The organism is Microcoleus sp. SVA1B4 (genome assembly GCF_036700545.1).
Lineage (GTDB): Bacteria > Cyanobacteriota > Cyanobacteriia > Cyanobacteriales > Microcoleaceae > Microcoleus.
On the sequence record NZ_JAUBPB010000079.1, the window covers coordinates 14049 to 30856 of the forward strand.

Annotated in this window: 11 protein-coding genes; 5 read left to right on the top strand and 6 right to left on the bottom strand. The window is 46.7% G+C overall.

Annotation, left to right across the window (positions count from 1 at the left end; all coding sequences use genetic code 11):
• The first annotated feature begins 16 nt into the window (after nucleotides 1-16).
• Nucleotides 17-451 (top strand): hypothetical protein, encoded by a 435-nt coding sequence (locus tag QT987_RS25770; protein ID WP_333245957.1) that lies wholly within the window; start codon nucleotides 17-19, stop codon nucleotides 449-451.
• Between the two features lie 127 nt (nucleotides 452-578).
• The gene (locus QT987_RS25775) at nucleotides 579-959 is read left to right on the top strand and encodes a response regulator (protein ID WP_333244148.1); all 381 of its coding nucleotides are present in this window, start codon (nucleotides 579-581) and stop codon (nucleotides 957-959) included.
• Nucleotides 960-1119: 160 nt separating this feature from the next.
• On the opposite strand, the gene QT987_RS25780 is transcribed toward QT987_RS25775, so the two are convergent.
• The 5 genes from QT987_RS25780 to gatB form a co-directional block, all read right to left on the bottom strand.
• Complete coding sequence (locus QT987_RS25780; RefSeq protein ID WP_333245959.1) at nucleotides 1120-2352, bottom strand: pentapeptide repeat-containing protein; 1233 nt, start codon at nucleotides 2350-2352, stop codon at nucleotides 1120-1122.
• Between the two features lie 105 nt (nucleotides 2353-2457).
• Nucleotides 2458-3096 (bottom strand): Uma2 family endonuclease, encoded by a 639-nt coding sequence (locus tag QT987_RS25785; RefSeq protein WP_333245961.1) that lies wholly within the window; start codon nucleotides 3094-3096, stop codon nucleotides 2458-2460.
• A 273-nt stretch (nucleotides 3097-3369) separates the two neighbouring features.
• Complete coding sequence (locus QT987_RS25790; protein ID WP_333245963.1) at nucleotides 3370-3957, bottom strand: Uma2 family endonuclease; 588 nt, start codon at nucleotides 3955-3957, stop codon at nucleotides 3370-3372.
• 43 nt (nucleotides 3958-4000) lie between these two features.
• A complete protein-coding gene (locus QT987_RS25795; protein ID WP_333245965.1) occupies nucleotides 4001-5167 on the bottom strand; it encodes a pentapeptide repeat-containing protein in 1167 nt (388 codons plus the stop codon).
• A 501-nt stretch (nucleotides 5168-5668) separates the two neighbouring features.
• On the bottom strand, nucleotides 5669-7171 hold the full coding sequence (gene gatB, locus QT987_RS25800) for an Asp-tRNA(Asn)/Glu-tRNA(Gln) amidotransferase subunit GatB (protein ID WP_333245966.1): 1503 nt from the start codon (nucleotides 7169-7171) through the stop codon (nucleotides 5669-5671).
• A 696-nt stretch (nucleotides 7172-7867) separates the two neighbouring features.
• Here gatB and QT987_RS25805 point away from each other — a divergent pair.
• The 3 genes from QT987_RS25805 (at nucleotide 7868) to QT987_RS25815 (ending at nucleotide 16409) form a co-directional block, all read left to right on the top strand.
• Nucleotides 7868-11143 (top strand): PAS domain S-box protein, encoded by a 3276-nt coding sequence (locus QT987_RS25805; protein WP_333245968.1) that lies wholly within the window; start codon nucleotides 7868-7870, stop codon nucleotides 11141-11143.
• Between the two features lie 360 nt (nucleotides 11144-11503).
• Nucleotides 11504-14716 carry an EAL domain-containing protein gene (locus tag QT987_RS25810; protein WP_333245970.1) on the top strand — a complete coding sequence of 1071 codons (3213 nt, stop codon included), beginning with the start codon at nucleotides 11504-11506 and terminating at the stop codon, nucleotides 14714-14716.
• A 103-nt stretch (nucleotides 14717-14819) separates the two neighbouring features.
• Complete coding sequence (locus tag QT987_RS25815) at nucleotides 14820-16409, top strand: glycoside hydrolase family 57 protein (RefSeq protein ID WP_015175045.1); 1590 nt, start codon at nucleotides 14820-14822, stop codon at nucleotides 16407-16409.
• 150 nt (nucleotides 16410-16559) lie between these two features.
• Here QT987_RS25815 and QT987_RS25820 read toward each other — a convergent pair whose 3' ends face one another.
• On the bottom strand, nucleotides 16560-16697 hold the full coding sequence (locus QT987_RS25820; protein ID WP_333245972.1) for a PEP-CTERM sorting domain-containing protein: 138 nt from the start codon (nucleotides 16695-16697) through the stop codon (nucleotides 16560-16562).
• Nucleotides 16698-16808 lie beyond the last annotated feature (111 nt).

The window sequence follows — 16808 nt, forward strand, 5'->3', positions numbered from 1 at the left end:
ATTAGGAGGAGACTCGATGAATGCTTTTCAGGTTTTGAATGATATAAATCAGGATCTCGCAGATTCATTTTCCGGTTTGCCCACTGGTTGTCAGCAATCCACACTTGGGATTGCTCATACAGAGGAAACACCGATCGCAGGCATTAAAGTTCAAGAAAAGGATGCGACACTTATCGTTAAAGTTCACATCTCTGACATTCATCTTGTCAAATTGAATCTCCAAATCACTCCAGAAACTGTTTTAATCCAAGGTCAACCTACCGAATCGGCTGTAGTAGAAGGTTATTTCCTTCCTAGTGGATTTCAAAGTCTCATTCCGTTGCCCCACCGCGTACATCCTGAAATCTATGCGACTGAAATAGACCAGGATGGTTTAATACTTCAGATTGCTAAAGAGTTGAGAGTTGAGCAATCCGAAGTTCGGATTCAACTCTCAAATACACATCTTTGAGCGATTGCTTAAAGATGGGTATTTGACACCCAATTGACAACCGAAAGATTGATTTTTAATCAACCCAAATAAAATGAACACTTTGCAATTAGCTAATTATGATGGCAGTCTCCTGCCCGAAAACAAGATGAAAGGGAAGCAAATTCTCATCGTTGACGACCAAGAACACCTCCGCGAACTGATACAGTTGTGCCTGGAAGACCTCGCGGGATGGAACACGCTGGTGGCCGAATCAGGACAAGAATGTTTACAAATCCTACAAACAGAACGACCTAATGCTATTTTGCTGGATATATCAATGCCTGGAATGGATGGGTTTGCTGTGTACGAGATCCTCCAATCCGATCCGATTACTCGATCGATTCCAGTGATTCTGCTGACAGCAAGAGTTATGTCAAGCGATATGGCTGAATTTGCCAAAATGGACGTTGCTGGGGTAATTCGCAAACCATTTGAAGTCACCACCCTGCCGGGAAAAGTGGCAGAGATTTTGGGATGGCATGATTGAAACTCCCTGGTGTGGCAGATGCAGGATTTTTAAGAGTTTACCTCTAAATTCATAGAGTTGCTGCTTCAATCGATAGTTTAAAGGTGAAATTCCATCGCACAGGCGTAACGCCCGTGCCACAATGGAGGCGGATGAATAAAAAGGCTTTCGCACTTACCGACTAAACCTCCTCAAAAATCGCGCCTCGCTGCTGTAGATTCACCTGTATCTCCTCATCGATTCCTGAATTGTTCCCGAATCTGGCTGACTCGACATTCGCACCACTGAAATTAGTATTTGTTAAGTTCACTTCCAGCAGATTTGCGCCGCTCAAATTAGCACCGCTGAGGTTAGCTAAAGCTAGACTTGCTTTGTGCAAATCTGCACCGCTTAAATCAGCATTTCCTAAGAAAGCCCCACTCAAATCTGCACCGCCGAATTTGGCATTTTGCAGGTTGGCGTCGCTGAAATCGGCATCGTTTAAGGTTGCACCCCGGAAATTTGCCCGATCGAGATTTGCGCTGCTAAAATCCACTGCACTTAAAGTAGTTCCGCGCAAGCTGCTACCCGCGAAATCTAGTGCTGGATTGAGATTGGCGATTTTTGCCAACTCTACAAAGTTGTCGGTTTCAGCGGAAATAATGCGATCGACCATTTCCTGCAATTCCGCTTCAGCTTCCGGGACAATTTCCACTTCGCGCGGTTCAACCGGAGGTAAATTGTAGGAGAATAGCGCCCAACTGAGAGCAGGTTGGAGTTTATGTGTTTGCAGGTATATAGTCAGGGTTCTTTCTAAAACCGAATGTTGATTTGGCGTGATTTCGTGCGGCCACAAACCCTCCGCATCTGTGAGATTAATATCTTCTTTAGCAACTTCAAAAGCCGCTGCCATCCGAAATTCTTTGGCAGATAATTCTCCCAGCTTAGCACTTTTTAGCAAACCTTTTAATACTGATTTGCCCTGTTCTACTGCAAAAATCCAAGCTGGCGTTGTATCATCGCTGATTGTGGAAACGTGACAAAATATGCTCTCTGTTTCCTTAATTTTTTCCAAATTCTCGCCGCCCTGAACTCCCCGCTGACTTTCAGTTACTAAAATTTCTGCACTGCTTTGAATTGCCAGGGTTTCTTCAATTGGCAAAAGCTTGAAAGAACCGACTAACTGACGTGAGGCTACGGGTATTTCGCAGTTTTCTAGATAGAGTTTGAGCATCCCGCCTTGCAGACCAAATTTGACGCGACCACCTAGCAGGGGTTCCCAATGCTCGTTAAAATTCAGGCTCAAGTGAATGTCGAGCTGCTGGGTTTGGGGTGCAACCGATGGAACTGGAATTGCTTCTAATTGCATCCACAAGCAATCTGGGTATTTGTTGTGAGACTCTAGCGATCGCATATCGGGTAGAATTGCTGGCACTACCAGCCGGTAATTGATATTTAAATTAGTTTATCATCTCTATTTTATCACAACACAGCTTTTTTTTTGTTAAAATTGTAAATTTTCTTTAATTTTATCTTCAAGTCATTGGTTTTGCTGAATTTGGCTTTTTACCCAATTCCGAAATGCTTTTACTAATTCCAAATAGTCCATTGTTTCTGCTTGTTCCAAAAATCTGACAATCTCTAAAACAGCCACGCTGGGAAATGCTAAACTGAGTTCGCCCTCAACGTATTCTCCATTTTCTAATCTGTTGATTCTGAGTCGAGATCCATTATAAATCCAAACTTCCGGCACTCCCAGATCCGCATAAACCTGCAAACTATTTTCCGAACGGCTGGTAATATCAATTTCCACCACTAAATCCGGCGGCGGATCTTGAGTCAGATCGATTCTTTTTTTGCCTTTAACTGCACTAATATTTTGGATGTAAAAACATTCATCTGGTTCTGTACCGCTAAGTTCAGGACGCTTGAAAGTTGTGGAACCCAGAGGTTCAATTTTCACATCTAATTCTTCAGCTAAGGTTTCAACAAATCGACCCATTATTGTTTTGAAGCGTTCGTGTTCTGGAGAAGGTACCATAATTTTCAAATTGCCGCGATTATATCTCAGTCGAATTTGCCGATCGCCAATTTCGGCAAGCAAAGTTTCGTAGGTTTGCCAACTGATACCCGATAGCTCGACAATTTGTTCCGGCGGGGAGAGAGTTTGAGCAGTCATCTGATTTTAGATTTTAGATTTTAGATTTTAGATTTCTCCCGCGAATAAATCGGGGGTCAGAAACCAAATTGTTTTGGATGATAGCGATTAAAAGGGCGGGTTTTTGAGATTGTCAATTATTGGCAGATATTTTTCGTGAACCCGCCCCTACCGTATTAGGGGTAATCGACCGGACATAATATCATTCATTTGCACTTTTAGATTATATCATCTAAAAAAGCTCGATCGCTCTTTAATTACTGAGTTAAAATATGTGCTATCGAGCCAGAATATTTAGTCACCACTCTGCGCGGGAAATACCGCAGATAAATCGAGAGACAAATCTGGGAAACCTGGAATTACCACAACCTCATTCGGCAAAACCACTCGTTTGACTCGATAATCGAAACCACCTCTTTGTTTTTGATAAGGTTCGCTGTGCATTTCCAGTTGAATATCTACCAAATTAAATATCCAATAATCAGAAATTCCCGATTCAGCATAGAGAGATAACTTGGTTCTCCTGTCGTATTTCAAAGTAGAATCGGAAACCTCAATTACCAGCAAAATATCAGCAGGCTCCGGGTGAGAAGATAAATAATTATCAGAACGATTGCGAGCAATAACAACATCAGGCTCTGGTTCGCTATCAGCCGACAAAATAATCGGCTCTTGACCGCGCACGATCGCTCGTTCTTCCAGCAGTGGGTACAATTTTTTAAGCAATAGCGAATTACAAACAGAGTGAAACGTACCTTTTGCAGCCATAATGATAATTTCTCCGCGAATCAACTCAACTCGGTCATCGGGGGCGAAAAATCCCAGTTCTCCCAAACGGTGATATTCGGCGATCGAGAATCGTTTTACAGTTACGGCAGTCATAGCTTTTCTTACCCTCTACAATTACCAACCTTTCCAATTAATTCTACTCAAAAATCCCGCCCCGTGCCATCAATTCAACCTTCAGGGCTTCCGAAATTCCCACACAACCCGAAAAGCTCGCATTTTTAACCACCGTATTTTTCAAATCAGCGCGGCTCAAATCAGCACCGTTTAAATTCGCACCACTCAAATTAACACCACTTAAATCAGCATTCTTCAAATCAGTATTTGTCAAATTTGCATTTACTAAAATCGCATTCGGTAAATAAGCACTGCTCAAATTGGCGCCGCTTAAATTTGCACCGCTCAAATTCGCCCGCGGCAGCTTTGTCCGCAAATCAGCACCGCTCAAATTGGCGCTGCTGAGTTCAGCATCCCGCAAATTAGCATTGCACAAATTAGCATCAATTAAAATAGCAGCGCTCAGCAAAGCACCGCTGAGATCGGCCAAAGTCAAATCTGCCCCCTGGAGGTTAGTTTCGCGCAAATCTGCACCGTTAAAATCAGCGTAGTGCAAGTCAAAACCGCTTAAATTAGCCCCAGCAAAATCCTCAATCGGATTCAAACCCACTGTTTCTGCAAGTTGTACAAAACTCTTATTTTTATCAGTTAAAAACAGTTCGCGGACGATCGCCAATTGCTCCTGTCGGTACTGGTTAGCCTTGTCATAATCTGCTAAATACTTGTAGCCGATCTTCAAATACTTGAGAGCATTGCGCTCAATGCGATCGTCCTTGCTGGTGCGCGCGATCGACAACTGCTGGTGATAGCATTCGATCGCACCAGGCAAATCTCCCTTAGCATCGTAAGCTAGCGCCAAATTGCCCAAAGTTTCCAATTCAGAGCGCCCGTCGCCAGTATCCCGCGCGATCGCCAAACGCTGTTTCTGGTAATCAATAGCACCAGAAAAATCCTCCAGAGCACAGCAAGCATTGCCGAGATTGCCCAAAGCATTCGCCTCGCCCCGGCGATCGCCAATTTCCCGCGCTAACACCAAATGTTGCTGGTAGCAGTCGATCGCCTGAGCATAATTCAAGAGCGCTTCGTAAGCTACACCCATATTACCCAGCGCCGCACCCGATCGGCGCTTATCGTCCATTGAGCGATACAGCCCCAGCGCTTCCTGCCAAGAACCCAGCGCCGCCTCAAATTGACGCGCCTGATATTGCGAAATCCCCTGCTTGATTAGCTCGCTAGCTTGTTCGCTCATACTGTCCAAATTAGTTAATAACTAAAGCTGATATTAACTGAGATATTGCACCATTCTCGCTTAACAGGCAAGATGCCTGTTCCACGAGAAAATTCACTCTTTGTGGAACAGGCATCTTGCGCTTAACAGGCAAGATGCCTGTTCCACGAGAAAATTCACTCTTTGTGGAACAGGCATCTTGCCTGTTCATAAAAAGCTGATTGAGAATGGTGCAACATTTCAGTATGGCCCATCCCCCTCTCCCCCATCCGTATTTTCACGTCCGTACAAAAAAAAAGACAAAAAAAAGAGAGAGCTACCTAAGTAACTCCCTCTGCCATCAGGGTGCATCTACATAACACAATATAACACGATGGGGATGAGGGGTGTCACCCCCCAAACGTGAAGATGTTGTAAAGAAATGTAGATTAATTATAAAGTTACGATCCCGCCAGAAGGGCGAGCTCAGGAAAAACCGATCGCCCGCCGCTGTATCCGCTACACGACCCCCTTAACAACTGCTTAACCTGGGGCGTTAAGCTTCGCCGCCAGCAGCTCATTGGTCAGTTTGGGATCGGCCCGGCCGCCCGTTTCCTTCATCACCTTGCCGACAAAAAAGCCCAGCAGCTTAGTTTTACCGGCTCGGTACTGTTCGAGCTCCTTGGGATTGGCGGCTAACACCGCATCGATCGCTTGCTCGATCGCCCCAGTATCCGAAATTTGAATCAAACCCTTGCTTTCAACAAACTTCTGAGGCGAACCACCGTTTGCCAGCAACTCCGGCAAAATATCCTTAGCGATTTTGCCACTGATCGTACCGGCCTCAATTAGCCCCAGCAGTTCGGCTAAATCCTGCGGTTGGAAAGGAATTTCTGCGATCGCCAGTTTTTCATTTTTCAGATAAGCAGTAATATCGCCCATCACCCAATTGGCAGCTTGTTTAGCCACAGCACCAGCGGCGATCGATTTTTCAAAATACTCCGCCACCGCTTTGTCGTCAGTCAGCACCCGCGCGTCGTAGGGAGAAAGACCAAGCTCAGTTTCGTAGCGATGGCGCTTCATTGCCGGCAATTCTGGCAGTTGAGCTTGCCAATCCTGCAATTGCTCAGTCGAAACTTTGATCGGAGGCAAATCCGGTTCCGGGAAATACCGATAATCGCTCGCACCTTCCTTAACCCGCATACTGAAAGTACACTGCTTGTTTTCATCCCACAGCCTGGTTTCTTGGATGATGGTTTCGCCATTTTCCACAGCTTGAATTTGCCGCTCGATCTCATAATCGATCGCCCGTTCGATCGCATTAAAAGAGTTCATATTTTTAATTTCCACCTTCGTGCCGAACTCTTTTTGGCCAACGGGGCGCACCGAAATATTCACGTCGCACCGGAGCGAACCTTCCTGCATATTCCCGTCGCCAACACCGATGTAGCGCACGATCCGGCGCAATTCTTGACCGTATTCGGCAGCTTCCGCGCCCGATCGCAAATCCGGTTCCGAAACAATTTCGATTAGAGGCACACCGGCGCGGTTGTAATCCACCATTGAATAAGTTGAACCGCTGAGCCGATCGCTGCCGCCGTGAACCAATTTTCCGGCATCTTCCTCCATGTGCAAGCGAGTGATACCGATTTTTTTTCGAGTAGAATTTCCCGTCTCATCCACCAGTTCAATTTCTAGCCAACCGTTAGTAGCGATCGGCAAATCGAACTGAGAAATTTGATAATTTTTCGGCAAATCGGGATAGAAATATTGCTTGCGGTCAAACTTACTGTAAGGTGCGATTTCGCAGTTGAGAGCCAGCCCTGCTTTCACCGCATACTCCAGCACTTTTTGATTTAATACGGGCAAAACTCCCGGCATTCCCATACAAATTGGGTCTATGTTAGTATTTGGGGCATTGCCAAATTCTGTAGAAGAACTGGAGAAAATTTTAGTATTCGTACTTAATTGACAATGAGTTTCGAGGCCGATAATGGCTTCGTACTGAGTTCGGTTTTTTATCGAAGAGGGTGCAGAAGCAGTCATAAGCAATTTAAAAGACTGAATAACTTTAGATTTTATTTTAGCTTTTTATTGACCAAACTGATTGGAGATTATTTGTAGGTAGCGGCGGTTTCATTGGTGTCAGCAAGCGCCTCAAACCCTGAGTTCGGCAGGTTTAAACCCCTGTCGGACTTGGGGAAAGCGTGTTTAGTTGAGACAAATGGGGCTCTGCATACGCAACGCCCTGCTACAGATTGGCGATCGACCCAAGGCTGCAGCCACGTCGATCTCCTTTGGATCGCCCCCCAAACAACAACTCTGTGCAAAAATATACTTAGCGCCTGCTCCTGCCCGCACCATTCCCTTACCCAGGAGAGTTTTAGATCGATCGACTACAATTGCCGATCGATCTACACCCCAAATCCTTTTACTGGCAGTATTTAATACAATACGCTTGGGTTAAAACGCTTTATTCCCGGCGAGATCCCTTGCAGCATCCCCCTGGTTGTTGGGCGACGCAAGAGTAAGTTTTTGTCCCCCCAACAACCAGGGGGGCGCCAAGGCGATCGGGATTAACCCAAGCCTATTGGTCTTGAATAACGCCGCTCGTCTCCAACGATCGGCTCCACGCACCGACTAAAAATTTAAAATGTATAATTTAACAGGAAATTACATATTTTGAATTTTTAAGCTTTAATTTTGAATTCTCAAAGTAACACTTGCCTAAGTGTCAAAACTATGCGTGAAATTCCAGTTAAAAGTGCCAGACTGTTTCAGAACAGCATCACTGAGCTAGAGCAGGCGGAATTAGCCCTCGAACTCGCTTGGAACGAACTCGAAAAACAAACAGCAGAAACCATTGCTCACATTGCCAACACTGGCTCAGCAAACACACAGGAAATTAGCGATCGCTTCGCCAGGGCGAAGCAACTCCGGCAGCAACTTCAAACTCAAATAAAAAAAGCCAACTCGCGGCGGGAATTTCACCTAGAAAACTCACCAATGGCCGTTGTAGAGTGGGACAAAGAATTTCGGGTAGTGCAGTGGTCGCCAATGGCAGAAAAAATATTTGGCTGGAGTGCAGCAGAAGTAATCGGCAAATACTGGCACGAATGGTCAATAGTTCATCAAGAAGACTTCGAGGAAGTGTGTGCCGTCACAAATCAACTATTACACAGCAGAGAACCCCGCAACATTTGCCGCAACCGCAACTATACAAAAGATGGCTCAGTAATTTACTGTGAATGGTACAATTCCGCACTAATCGATGAATCGGGAAGAGTAGTTTCAATTCTCTCTTTTGCCAGAGACATAACCGATTTCCACCGCGCTCAAGAAGAACTGCATAGGCGCGAACAAGCTTTCAGCGCCATCGCCGAAAATGCGACCGATATTATCGCCCGGTTCGATCGCAAACTCTGCCTCCTTTACATCAACCCAGCAGTAGAATCAACAATTGGAAAACACGCCGAAAAATTGATTGGCAAAACCAACCAAGAATCAGGAATGCCACCGCACCTGTGCAGCCTGTGGGATGAGGCTTTTATGAAAGTTTTTGGTAGCGGCAAACAAGAAACCATAGAATTTGACTTGCCCACTTCCGAAGGCATAAAATATTACCACTGTCGAGTCATTCCCGAGTTTGCTGAAGACAATTCAGTAGAAACAGTTTTATCCATCTCCCGCGACATCACAGAACTCAAACAAGTCGAAGATCAGTTGCGACAAAGCGAATCCAAATTTAAAGCCATAGTAGATTCTAATATTATCGGCTTAATTTTTTGGGATCTTGACGGCCACATTACAGATGCGAATGCGGCTTTTTTAAACACGGTAAATTATACGCGGGACGAGCTGCTTGCCGGAAAAGTTAACTGGCAAGAAATGACACCACCTGAATACGTGGGTTTAGATATAGAAAAAGTTGCCGAACTGAAGGCTAGAAATACGGTTGTTCCCTTTGAAAAAGAATTTATATGCTCCGATGGTAGCCGCGTTCCGGTGCTGCTGGGCAGCACATTTTTAGAAGGAACGAAGCAATTAGGCGTCAGTTTTGTGCTGGACTTGAGCGAGCGCAAGCAGGCAGAATTGGAACTGCAAAAACATCAGCAACTTTTAGAGAGTATTGTTACAACTATACCTAATTTTCTCTACATTTACGATGCAGTAAAAAACCAAAATATTTATGCAAATGAATCTGTCACAGCTATGCTGGGATACACTCCCCAAGAATTGCAAGATTTGGGGACAGATGCTGTAGCCAACTTAGTTCATCCCGATGATATGTTAAAGCTAATTACTGGTATGGAGCGACTAAAACACAGCAGCAATCCCTATGAAACGGATGACAGAGACTACAGAATCAAACACAAAAATGGGGAATGGCGCTGGGTGCACGATCGCTCTAAAATTTTCAAAAGAACGCCAGACGGACAAATGAGGCAAATTATCGGTTCCGTACTCGACATCAGCGATCGCAAACAAGCCGAAGAATCATTAAAACAGCAAAAAGAACTGCTGCAAACAATCTTCGACAACGTGCCGATTATGCTCGCATTATTAGACAAAAATGGTCAAATAAACTGGGTGAACCGCCACTGGGAACAAGTGCTAGGCTGGAGTTTGGCAGAAATCAAAAACCGTGATATCTTGGCAGAATTTTATCCGCAGCCAGAATACCGTCAATATGTTTTGGATGAAATAAAAGCAGCAAATGAGAAGTGGAGCGACTTCAAAACAAAAGTTAAAGACGGGCGAATTATCGACACTTCTTGGGCAAATGTTCGTCTTTCAGACGGCAGTTGTATCGGCATTGGTCAAGATATCACCGAACGCAAACGAGTAGAACTTGAGCTCAAAGAACTCAACGAAACTTTAGAAGCTCAAGTCGCGCAACGTACTGCAGAATTAGAGATTTTTTTTGATGCTTTGCCCGATCACATTTTTGTGGTAGATCGCGAGAAGATGCGCCTGTCTTTTGTCAACCAATCTGTTGCCCAAACTGCTGGATTAAATAGCAGAAAAGAGATGCAGGGCAAAACTATTTTTGAATGTTTCTCCCCAGAAATAGCCACAAAATTCTCTAGGGAAAATTCGCAGGTATTTGAAACAGGGGAAACTCTGCACTTGCAGGATAAATTTGTGATTGCTGGCGACACTACTTACTACGATACTTTTAAAATTCCCCTCAGAAATCTCGACGGCGAGGTTTATGCTTTAATTGGCACTTCTCGCGATATCACTGAGTTGGTAGAGACAAAACAAGCTTTGTCAGAACGCACAGAGCAATTAGAAGCTGCCAATCAAGAATTAGAATCTTTTTCTTACTCAGTTTCCCACGACTTGCGCGCACCTTTGCGACACATTTCAGGTTTTGTAGAAGCGTTGAAACAGCGGCTAGAATTAACTGAGGCTTTGAGCGATCGCAAAATAGTTCACTATATGGAAGTAATTGAAGACAGCAGCCAAAAAATGAGCCTGTTGATTGACGGTTTGCTCGCCCTGTCGCGGGTGAGTCGCACCGAGTTGAGGCAAATTCCGATCGATCTGAGCCGTTTGGTACAAAATGCGATTAAATTGACTAAACCACCAACAGTCGCAGATCCGGCCCAAACTCCCCACAGCGTTGAATTTGCCGTCGGAGATTTGCCGACTGTAATGGGAGATCCAACCTTGCTGCAACAGGTGTTCAGCAACTTGATTAGCAACGCCGTCAAGTTCAGCCGCGGACGCACTCCGGCTACAATAGTTATTGAGGGTTTACCTGATGGGACGATTTTTGTCAAGGATAACGGCGTGGGTTTTCCGATGGAATATGCCGATCGCCTGTTTGGAGCCTTTCAGAGGCTGCACTCCCAGAGAGAATTTGAAGGTACGGGCATCGGTTTGGCGATCGTCCAGCGGATTATTCACCGCCACGGCGGTACGGTTTGGGCCGAAAGCCTACCTAGTCAAGGAGCCACCTTTTACTTTAAACTAGGGCAAACAATCTCAAACGGTAATATAGATTCATAAGTTAAGTCTATAAGAGTTTTAAATGAAAAATTTAAAACTCTTATAGACTTAAATAAGTCACAATCGGTGAGAGCATCCGAATTTTGGTGTGACAGGAGTGTTCACTGTTAGGGATGGAAGCGAAAGATATAGGCGGGGCTGTGCAAGATGCTCGTACTCCTAAAAAATGCTCTTTTAAAAATTGGGGTGCTCCCCAATCGGTTCGTCAGCCCTCGACTGCAGGTGCTAAATAAAGGTCTTGCGAGTAGAGTATATAATTAATTTTGCTAAAAATATCGAGATAAAATTAATAACAAAACTAAGTCTAAAAAATTACTAGCAAAAACACCTATAACCAATTAAAAACCTCCCCAATACCTTATGTTAGATATAAATGAAACCAACTATCTACTAAAAATGGTAGCGGAATCAACATTAAACTTGTTGATTATCGAAGACATGGCAGAAGATATGGAATTAATAGTGCTCGCCTTAGAATCGGGAGGGGTAAATTTTAAGTGCGACACGGCAGAAACAGCAACAGAGTGCAGAAAACTGCTCGAAAATTGCCAGTACGATGCTGTACTCTCAGATTATCGCCTCCCCGGCTTCAACGGTTTAGAAGTGTTGAAATTAATGCAGGAATTAGGGCAAGACATACCCTTGATTTTAGTAACGGGAAGTTTGGGAGAAGAAGCGGCAGTTGAGTGCATCAAAGCGGGAATGACAGATTACGTCTTAAAAGGGCGGCTGTTTAGGTTGCCAACAGTCTTAGAACGATCGCTCCAAGAATACAAAATGCGACGCCAGCAACAAGAAGCGATCGCCCAAATTCAGCGGCAAGCGACTCGTGAAGCGATAGTCAACCGCATCGTTCAAGCCATGCGCTTCACCCTTGTACTCGACGAAGTGCTGCAAACCACCGCAGATCAACTGCACGAAGCTCTCGAAATCAGCGGCTGCGCGATATTGCAGCCAGATGCTGAGGGCAAGATCGGGATTCGCTACATGAGCTTAAAGGCAGCCGACAGAGAACGGGCGATCGGTCTAAATTGCGACTTTGCCCAACACTATCGCTTCTCCCTCGCCCGCGGAGAAACGATCGCCCTCGCCGAGTTATCGACTCTGAACCCGGAACTGCAAGCATCAGCGCAATTTTTAGGGTTTCACTCGATCGCGATCGCACCGCTGCTATACCAGCAATCATTTTTGGGAGGAATTTGCCTCTACCAGTGCGATCGGGCCCGCTCTTGGACTACAGAAGAACTATCGCTAGTCAAAGCCATATCCGATCAGTGCGCGATCGCGATCCACCAAGCCGAACTCTACCAACAAGCCCAAACCGAACTTGCAGAACGCAAGCGCGCCGAAGCAGCAGTCTGTGGCATCCAGCAGCAGCTAGCCACAATGGCAGCCAACATTCCCGGCTCAGTCTACCGCACCGTGCTGCATCCAGACGGCACAATCTCCATGCCCTACATCAGTCCGGGCGTGCGCGAAGTTACTGGGTTCGGGGCCGAAGAAGTGATTTCGCACCCGGAACTCTTGACCGAAATCATCCATCCAGACGACAAAATCTCGTTTGACAGCCGCGTAGCAGCATCAAGAGCGACTCTTTTGCCGTGCGATCGCCAGTACCGCATCGTTCTGAGATCGGGGGAGGTCAAGTGGGTGCAAGACAGCGCTAAATTTTCCAAAAACGAAAACGGCGACGTAATTATAGACGGAGTAGCCCTCGACATCAGCGATCGCAAACAAGCAGAATCAGCCCTGCGCCAAAGCGAACAGCGATTTCGATCGCTGATTGAAAACGCCACAGACATCACGATCATTCTCGACGCCGAAGGAATCTTCCGCTACATCAGCCCTTCCGTCAAGCGAATTTTAGGATACGCGCCCCACCAGGCGATCGGCCGCAGGGCCTTAGAAATAGTTCACCCCGACGACTGCGCCACGATCGCCGAAACCCTCCACAAAGCCATTGAAAACCCCAAAAGAAGCCAGTGCCCAGTTGAGTACCGAGTCCGCCACCGCAACGGTTCCTGGTGTTATGTAGAAGCTGTAGCCACCAACTTGCTGTATGATCCCGCAGTCGAGGGAATCGTGATTAACTGTCACGACATCACTCAGCGCAAACTCGCCGAAGAACAACTGCTGCACGATGCTTTTCACGACGCCCTCACCGGATTGCCCAACAGATCGCTATTTACCGATCGGCTCGAACACGCTCTGAGGCTGGCAAAACGGCGCAAAGACTACTCGTTTGCCGTGCTGTTTCTCGATTTAGATAGATTTAAAGTAGTCAACGATTCCCTCGGCCACGCCATCGGCGATCAATTGCTAGTATCGATCGCGCGGCGTCTGGAAGCTTGTCTGAGGCCCGGAGATACAGTAGCCCGCATCGGAGGAGACGAGTTTGTGCTGTTGCTAGAAGACATCGAGGGCATCAATGAAGCTAGCAGCATTGTCAACCGACTGCAAAAGAAAATCACCTCCCCTCTCCTTCTAGACGGACACGAAGTATTTATCACCGCCAGCATCGGCATAGCTTTGAGCTCTGGCGAATACCTGGAACCGACAACCCTGCTGCGCGACGCCGACACAGCAATGTACCGCGCCAAAGAACTTGGCAGAGCCCGACACGAAGTTTTCAACAGTTCCATGCACGCCCACGCTTTGCGACTGTTGCAGCTCGAAAACGACCTGCGGCGGGCGATCGAATCAATTAGAGAACCCGCCACAGAAGAAGACTTTCCCCCATCCCCCGAATCAGCCTTACCTCCCTTATCCGCAGCGCCCCAGTTTATTATTCACTACCAGCCGATCGTGTCGATTGCCAATAACACAATTACCAGTTTTGAGGCCCTAGTGCGCTGGCAGCATCCAGAACGAGGCTTAGTTTCCCCCGGCGAATTTATCACCATCGCCGAAGAAACCGGCTTGATCGTACCCCTGGGCCGCTGGGTACTTCGCACAGCTTGCCACCAAATCCGCCAGTGGCAGCAGCTATTTCCCAGCCACCCCCCGTTGAGCGTTAGCGTCAACATTTCTGTCAAACAGTTTTCTCAGCCAGATTTAATCGAATACATCGATCGAGTCCTCGCAGAAACTCACCTCGACGGCAGCAGTTTAAAACTAGAAATTACCGAAAGTGTACTCATAGAAAATTCCGAATCAGTAACAGCAATGCTGGTGCAGCTCAGAACCCGAAACATAGACTTGTGCATTGACGACTTCGGCACCGGCTATTCCTCGCTCTCCTACCTGCACCGCTTCCCCACCAATACCTTAAAAATAGACCGCTCTTTTGTTAGCAGGATGGGAGGTGAGTTCGATTTCAGTAAAGGAGGGATTGACCCGACAGAAATTGTGCGGTCGATCGTTACTTTGTCCCACAATTTAGGCATGGATGTAGTAGCCGAAGGAGTCGAAGAAGCCTCGCAACTATCTATACTAAAAGGGTTAAAATGTGAGTACGCCCAGGGATTCTTTTTCTCAAAGGCAGTAGACTCTCAAACAGCAGCAGCCTTAATCCGACAGCAAGCAGAAAATCAGAATTTGCTGACATTTAGTTTGTTAGAGAAAGGCTATTAAAAAAACACGGCATTTTGTGAGTCCCGTTTCAGCATAAAATCTTAAAATATTTTAAAGCTGTCCCTAACAGGCGTCAGTTAATAACTACGGCATCCAAATCATTATGACTATTGGCTACCTCGCCCTCGTTCTCCACGCCCACTTGCCCTTTGTTCGCCACCCCGAAAGCGACTACGTTTTAGAAGAAGAATGGCTGTTTGAGGCGATCGCGGAAACCTATATTCCCCTGCTGCAAGTCTTTGAAGGGCTCAAGCGCGACGGCATCGACTTTAAAATTACCATGAGCATGACACCGCCCTTGGTTGCCATGCTGCGCGACCCCTTGCTGCAAGACCGCTTCGACGACCACTTGGCCAAACTCGAAGAATTAGCCGATCTCGAAATCGAACACAACAGCGGAAACGGCCACCTCCGCTATTTGGCAGAACATTACGCCGCCCATTTTTCTCAAGTCCGCAACTTTTGGGAAAAGTACGATCGAGATTTAGTCAAAGCCTTCAAAGAACACCAAGATACCAACAACCTCGAAATCATCACCTGCGGTGCCACCCACGGCTACCTACCGCTGATGAAAATGTACCCCGAAGCAGTTTGGGCACAAATTCAAGTAGCTTGCGACAACTACGAAGCAAACTTCGGCCGCCGACCAAAAGGCATTTGGCTGCCCGAATGCGCCTACTATGAAGGCTTAGAGCGGATGTTAGCCGACGCAGGCCTCCGCTACTTTCTCACAGACGGTCACGGCATCCTCTACGCCCGCCCGCGTCCCCGCTACGGCAGCTACGCCCCAATTTTCACCGAATGCGGAGTCGCAGCCTTCGGCCGGGATCACGAATCCTCGCAGCAGGTTTGGTCTTCCGAAGTCGGCTATCCCGGCGCCGCCGAATACCGCGAATTCTACAAAGATTTGGGCTGGGAAGCTGACTACGATTACATTAAGCCCTACATCATGCCCAACGGCCAGCGGAAAAATACCGGGATTAAATATCACAAAATCACCGGTCGCGGATTGGGTTTAGGCGATAAACAGTTGTACGATCCTTACTGGGCAAGGGAAAAAGCAGCGGAACACGCCAGCAATTTTGCTTTTAACCGCGAACGCCAAGTCGAACACCTCAACGGCATTATGCAGCGTCCGCCGATTATTGTTTCGCCTTACGACGCCGAACTTTTCGGTCACTGGTGGTACGAAGGGCCTTGGTTCTTAGATTACCTGTTCCGCAAGAGTTGGTACGACCAAAATACCTACGATATGACGCACTTAGCCGATTATTTGCGGGGAAATCCGACTCAGCAAGTGTGCCGCCCGTCTCAGTCTAGCTGGGGTTTCCGGGGTTTCCACGAATATTGGCTCAACGATACCAATGCTTGGATTTACCCGCACTTGCACAAAGCAGCGGAACGGATGATTGAGTTGGGAAGCATGGAACCTGCAGATGAGTTGCAGTGGCGGGCTTTGAACCAAGCGGCGCGGGAAGTGCTGCTAGCTCAATCTTCTGACTGGGCGTTTATCATGCGTACAGGGACGATGGTTCCCTATGCAGTGCGGCGCACTCGATCGCACTTAATGCGCTTTCACAAGCTTTACGATGAAGTGAAAGAAGGGAAAGTTGATTCGGGTTGGTTGGAGAAGGTTGAGGAGATTGATAATATTTTCCCTGAAATTAACTATCGCGTTTATCGATCGCTTTAAGCAAGTTTTAAGTTGCTCGTTCCCAGGCTCTGCCTGGGGACGCATTCCCGGAGGCTCTGCCTCCTCTTTTTCTCCCCAATCGACGAGGCAGAGCCTCTGGATATCGGTTCCCAGGCAGAGCCTAGGAACCAGTTAATCTCCTAATTAGTATTACACCTTTTTTGCCGCCCTTCTCTTCCACCACAAACCCATTCCCGCAGCCACAAACGTACCAACAGCAGTCATCGGTTCCGGTACAGGTTCATACTCATAAGTAGGTCGGCGGGAAAATCCATAAGTATGTAACAAAATATTAAGTCGGGTGACTGGACTTGAATTTAATCTGAAGTTCCCCCATTGACAAAAGGCGTGGGAGTATGTAGGGCAAACCTTTGGAGGATTTTGACTCCGGTTTTACTG

What these genes read in the sequence shown, in the direction of transcription:
- QT987_RS25770 (WP_333245957.1), top strand. Translation starts at nt 17, where the DNA reads ATGAATGCTTTTCAGGTTTTGAATGATATAAATCAGGATCTCGCAGAT.
- QT987_RS25775 (WP_333244148.1), top strand. Translation starts at nt 579, where the DNA reads ATGAAAGGGAAGCAAATTCTCATCGTTGACGACCAAGAACACCTCCGC.
- QT987_RS25785 (WP_333245961.1), bottom strand. Translation starts at nt 3,096, where the DNA reads ATGACTGCTCAAACTCTCTCCCCGCCGGAACAAATTGTCGAGCTATCG.
- QT987_RS25790 (WP_333245963.1), bottom strand. Translation starts at nt 3,957, where the DNA reads ATGACTGCCGTAACTGTAAAACGATTCTCGATCGCCGAATATCACCGT.
- QT987_RS25795 (WP_333245965.1), bottom strand. Translation starts at nt 5,167, where the DNA reads ATGAGCGAACAAGCTAGCGAGCTAATCAAGCAGGGGATTTCGCAATAT.
- gatB (WP_333245966.1), bottom strand. Translation starts at nt 7,171, where the DNA reads ATGACTGCTTCTGCACCCTCTTCGATAAAAAACCGAACTCAGTACGAA.
- QT987_RS25805 (WP_333245968.1), top strand. Translation starts at nt 7,868, where the DNA reads ATGCGTGAAATTCCAGTTAAAAGTGCCAGACTGTTTCAGAACAGCATC.
- QT987_RS25810 (WP_333245970.1), top strand. Translation starts at nt 11,504, where the DNA reads ATGTTAGATATAAATGAAACCAACTATCTACTAAAAATGGTAGCGGAA.
- QT987_RS25815 (WP_015175045.1), top strand. Translation starts at nt 14,820, where the DNA reads ATGACTATTGGCTACCTCGCCCTCGTTCTCCACGCCCACTTGCCCTTT.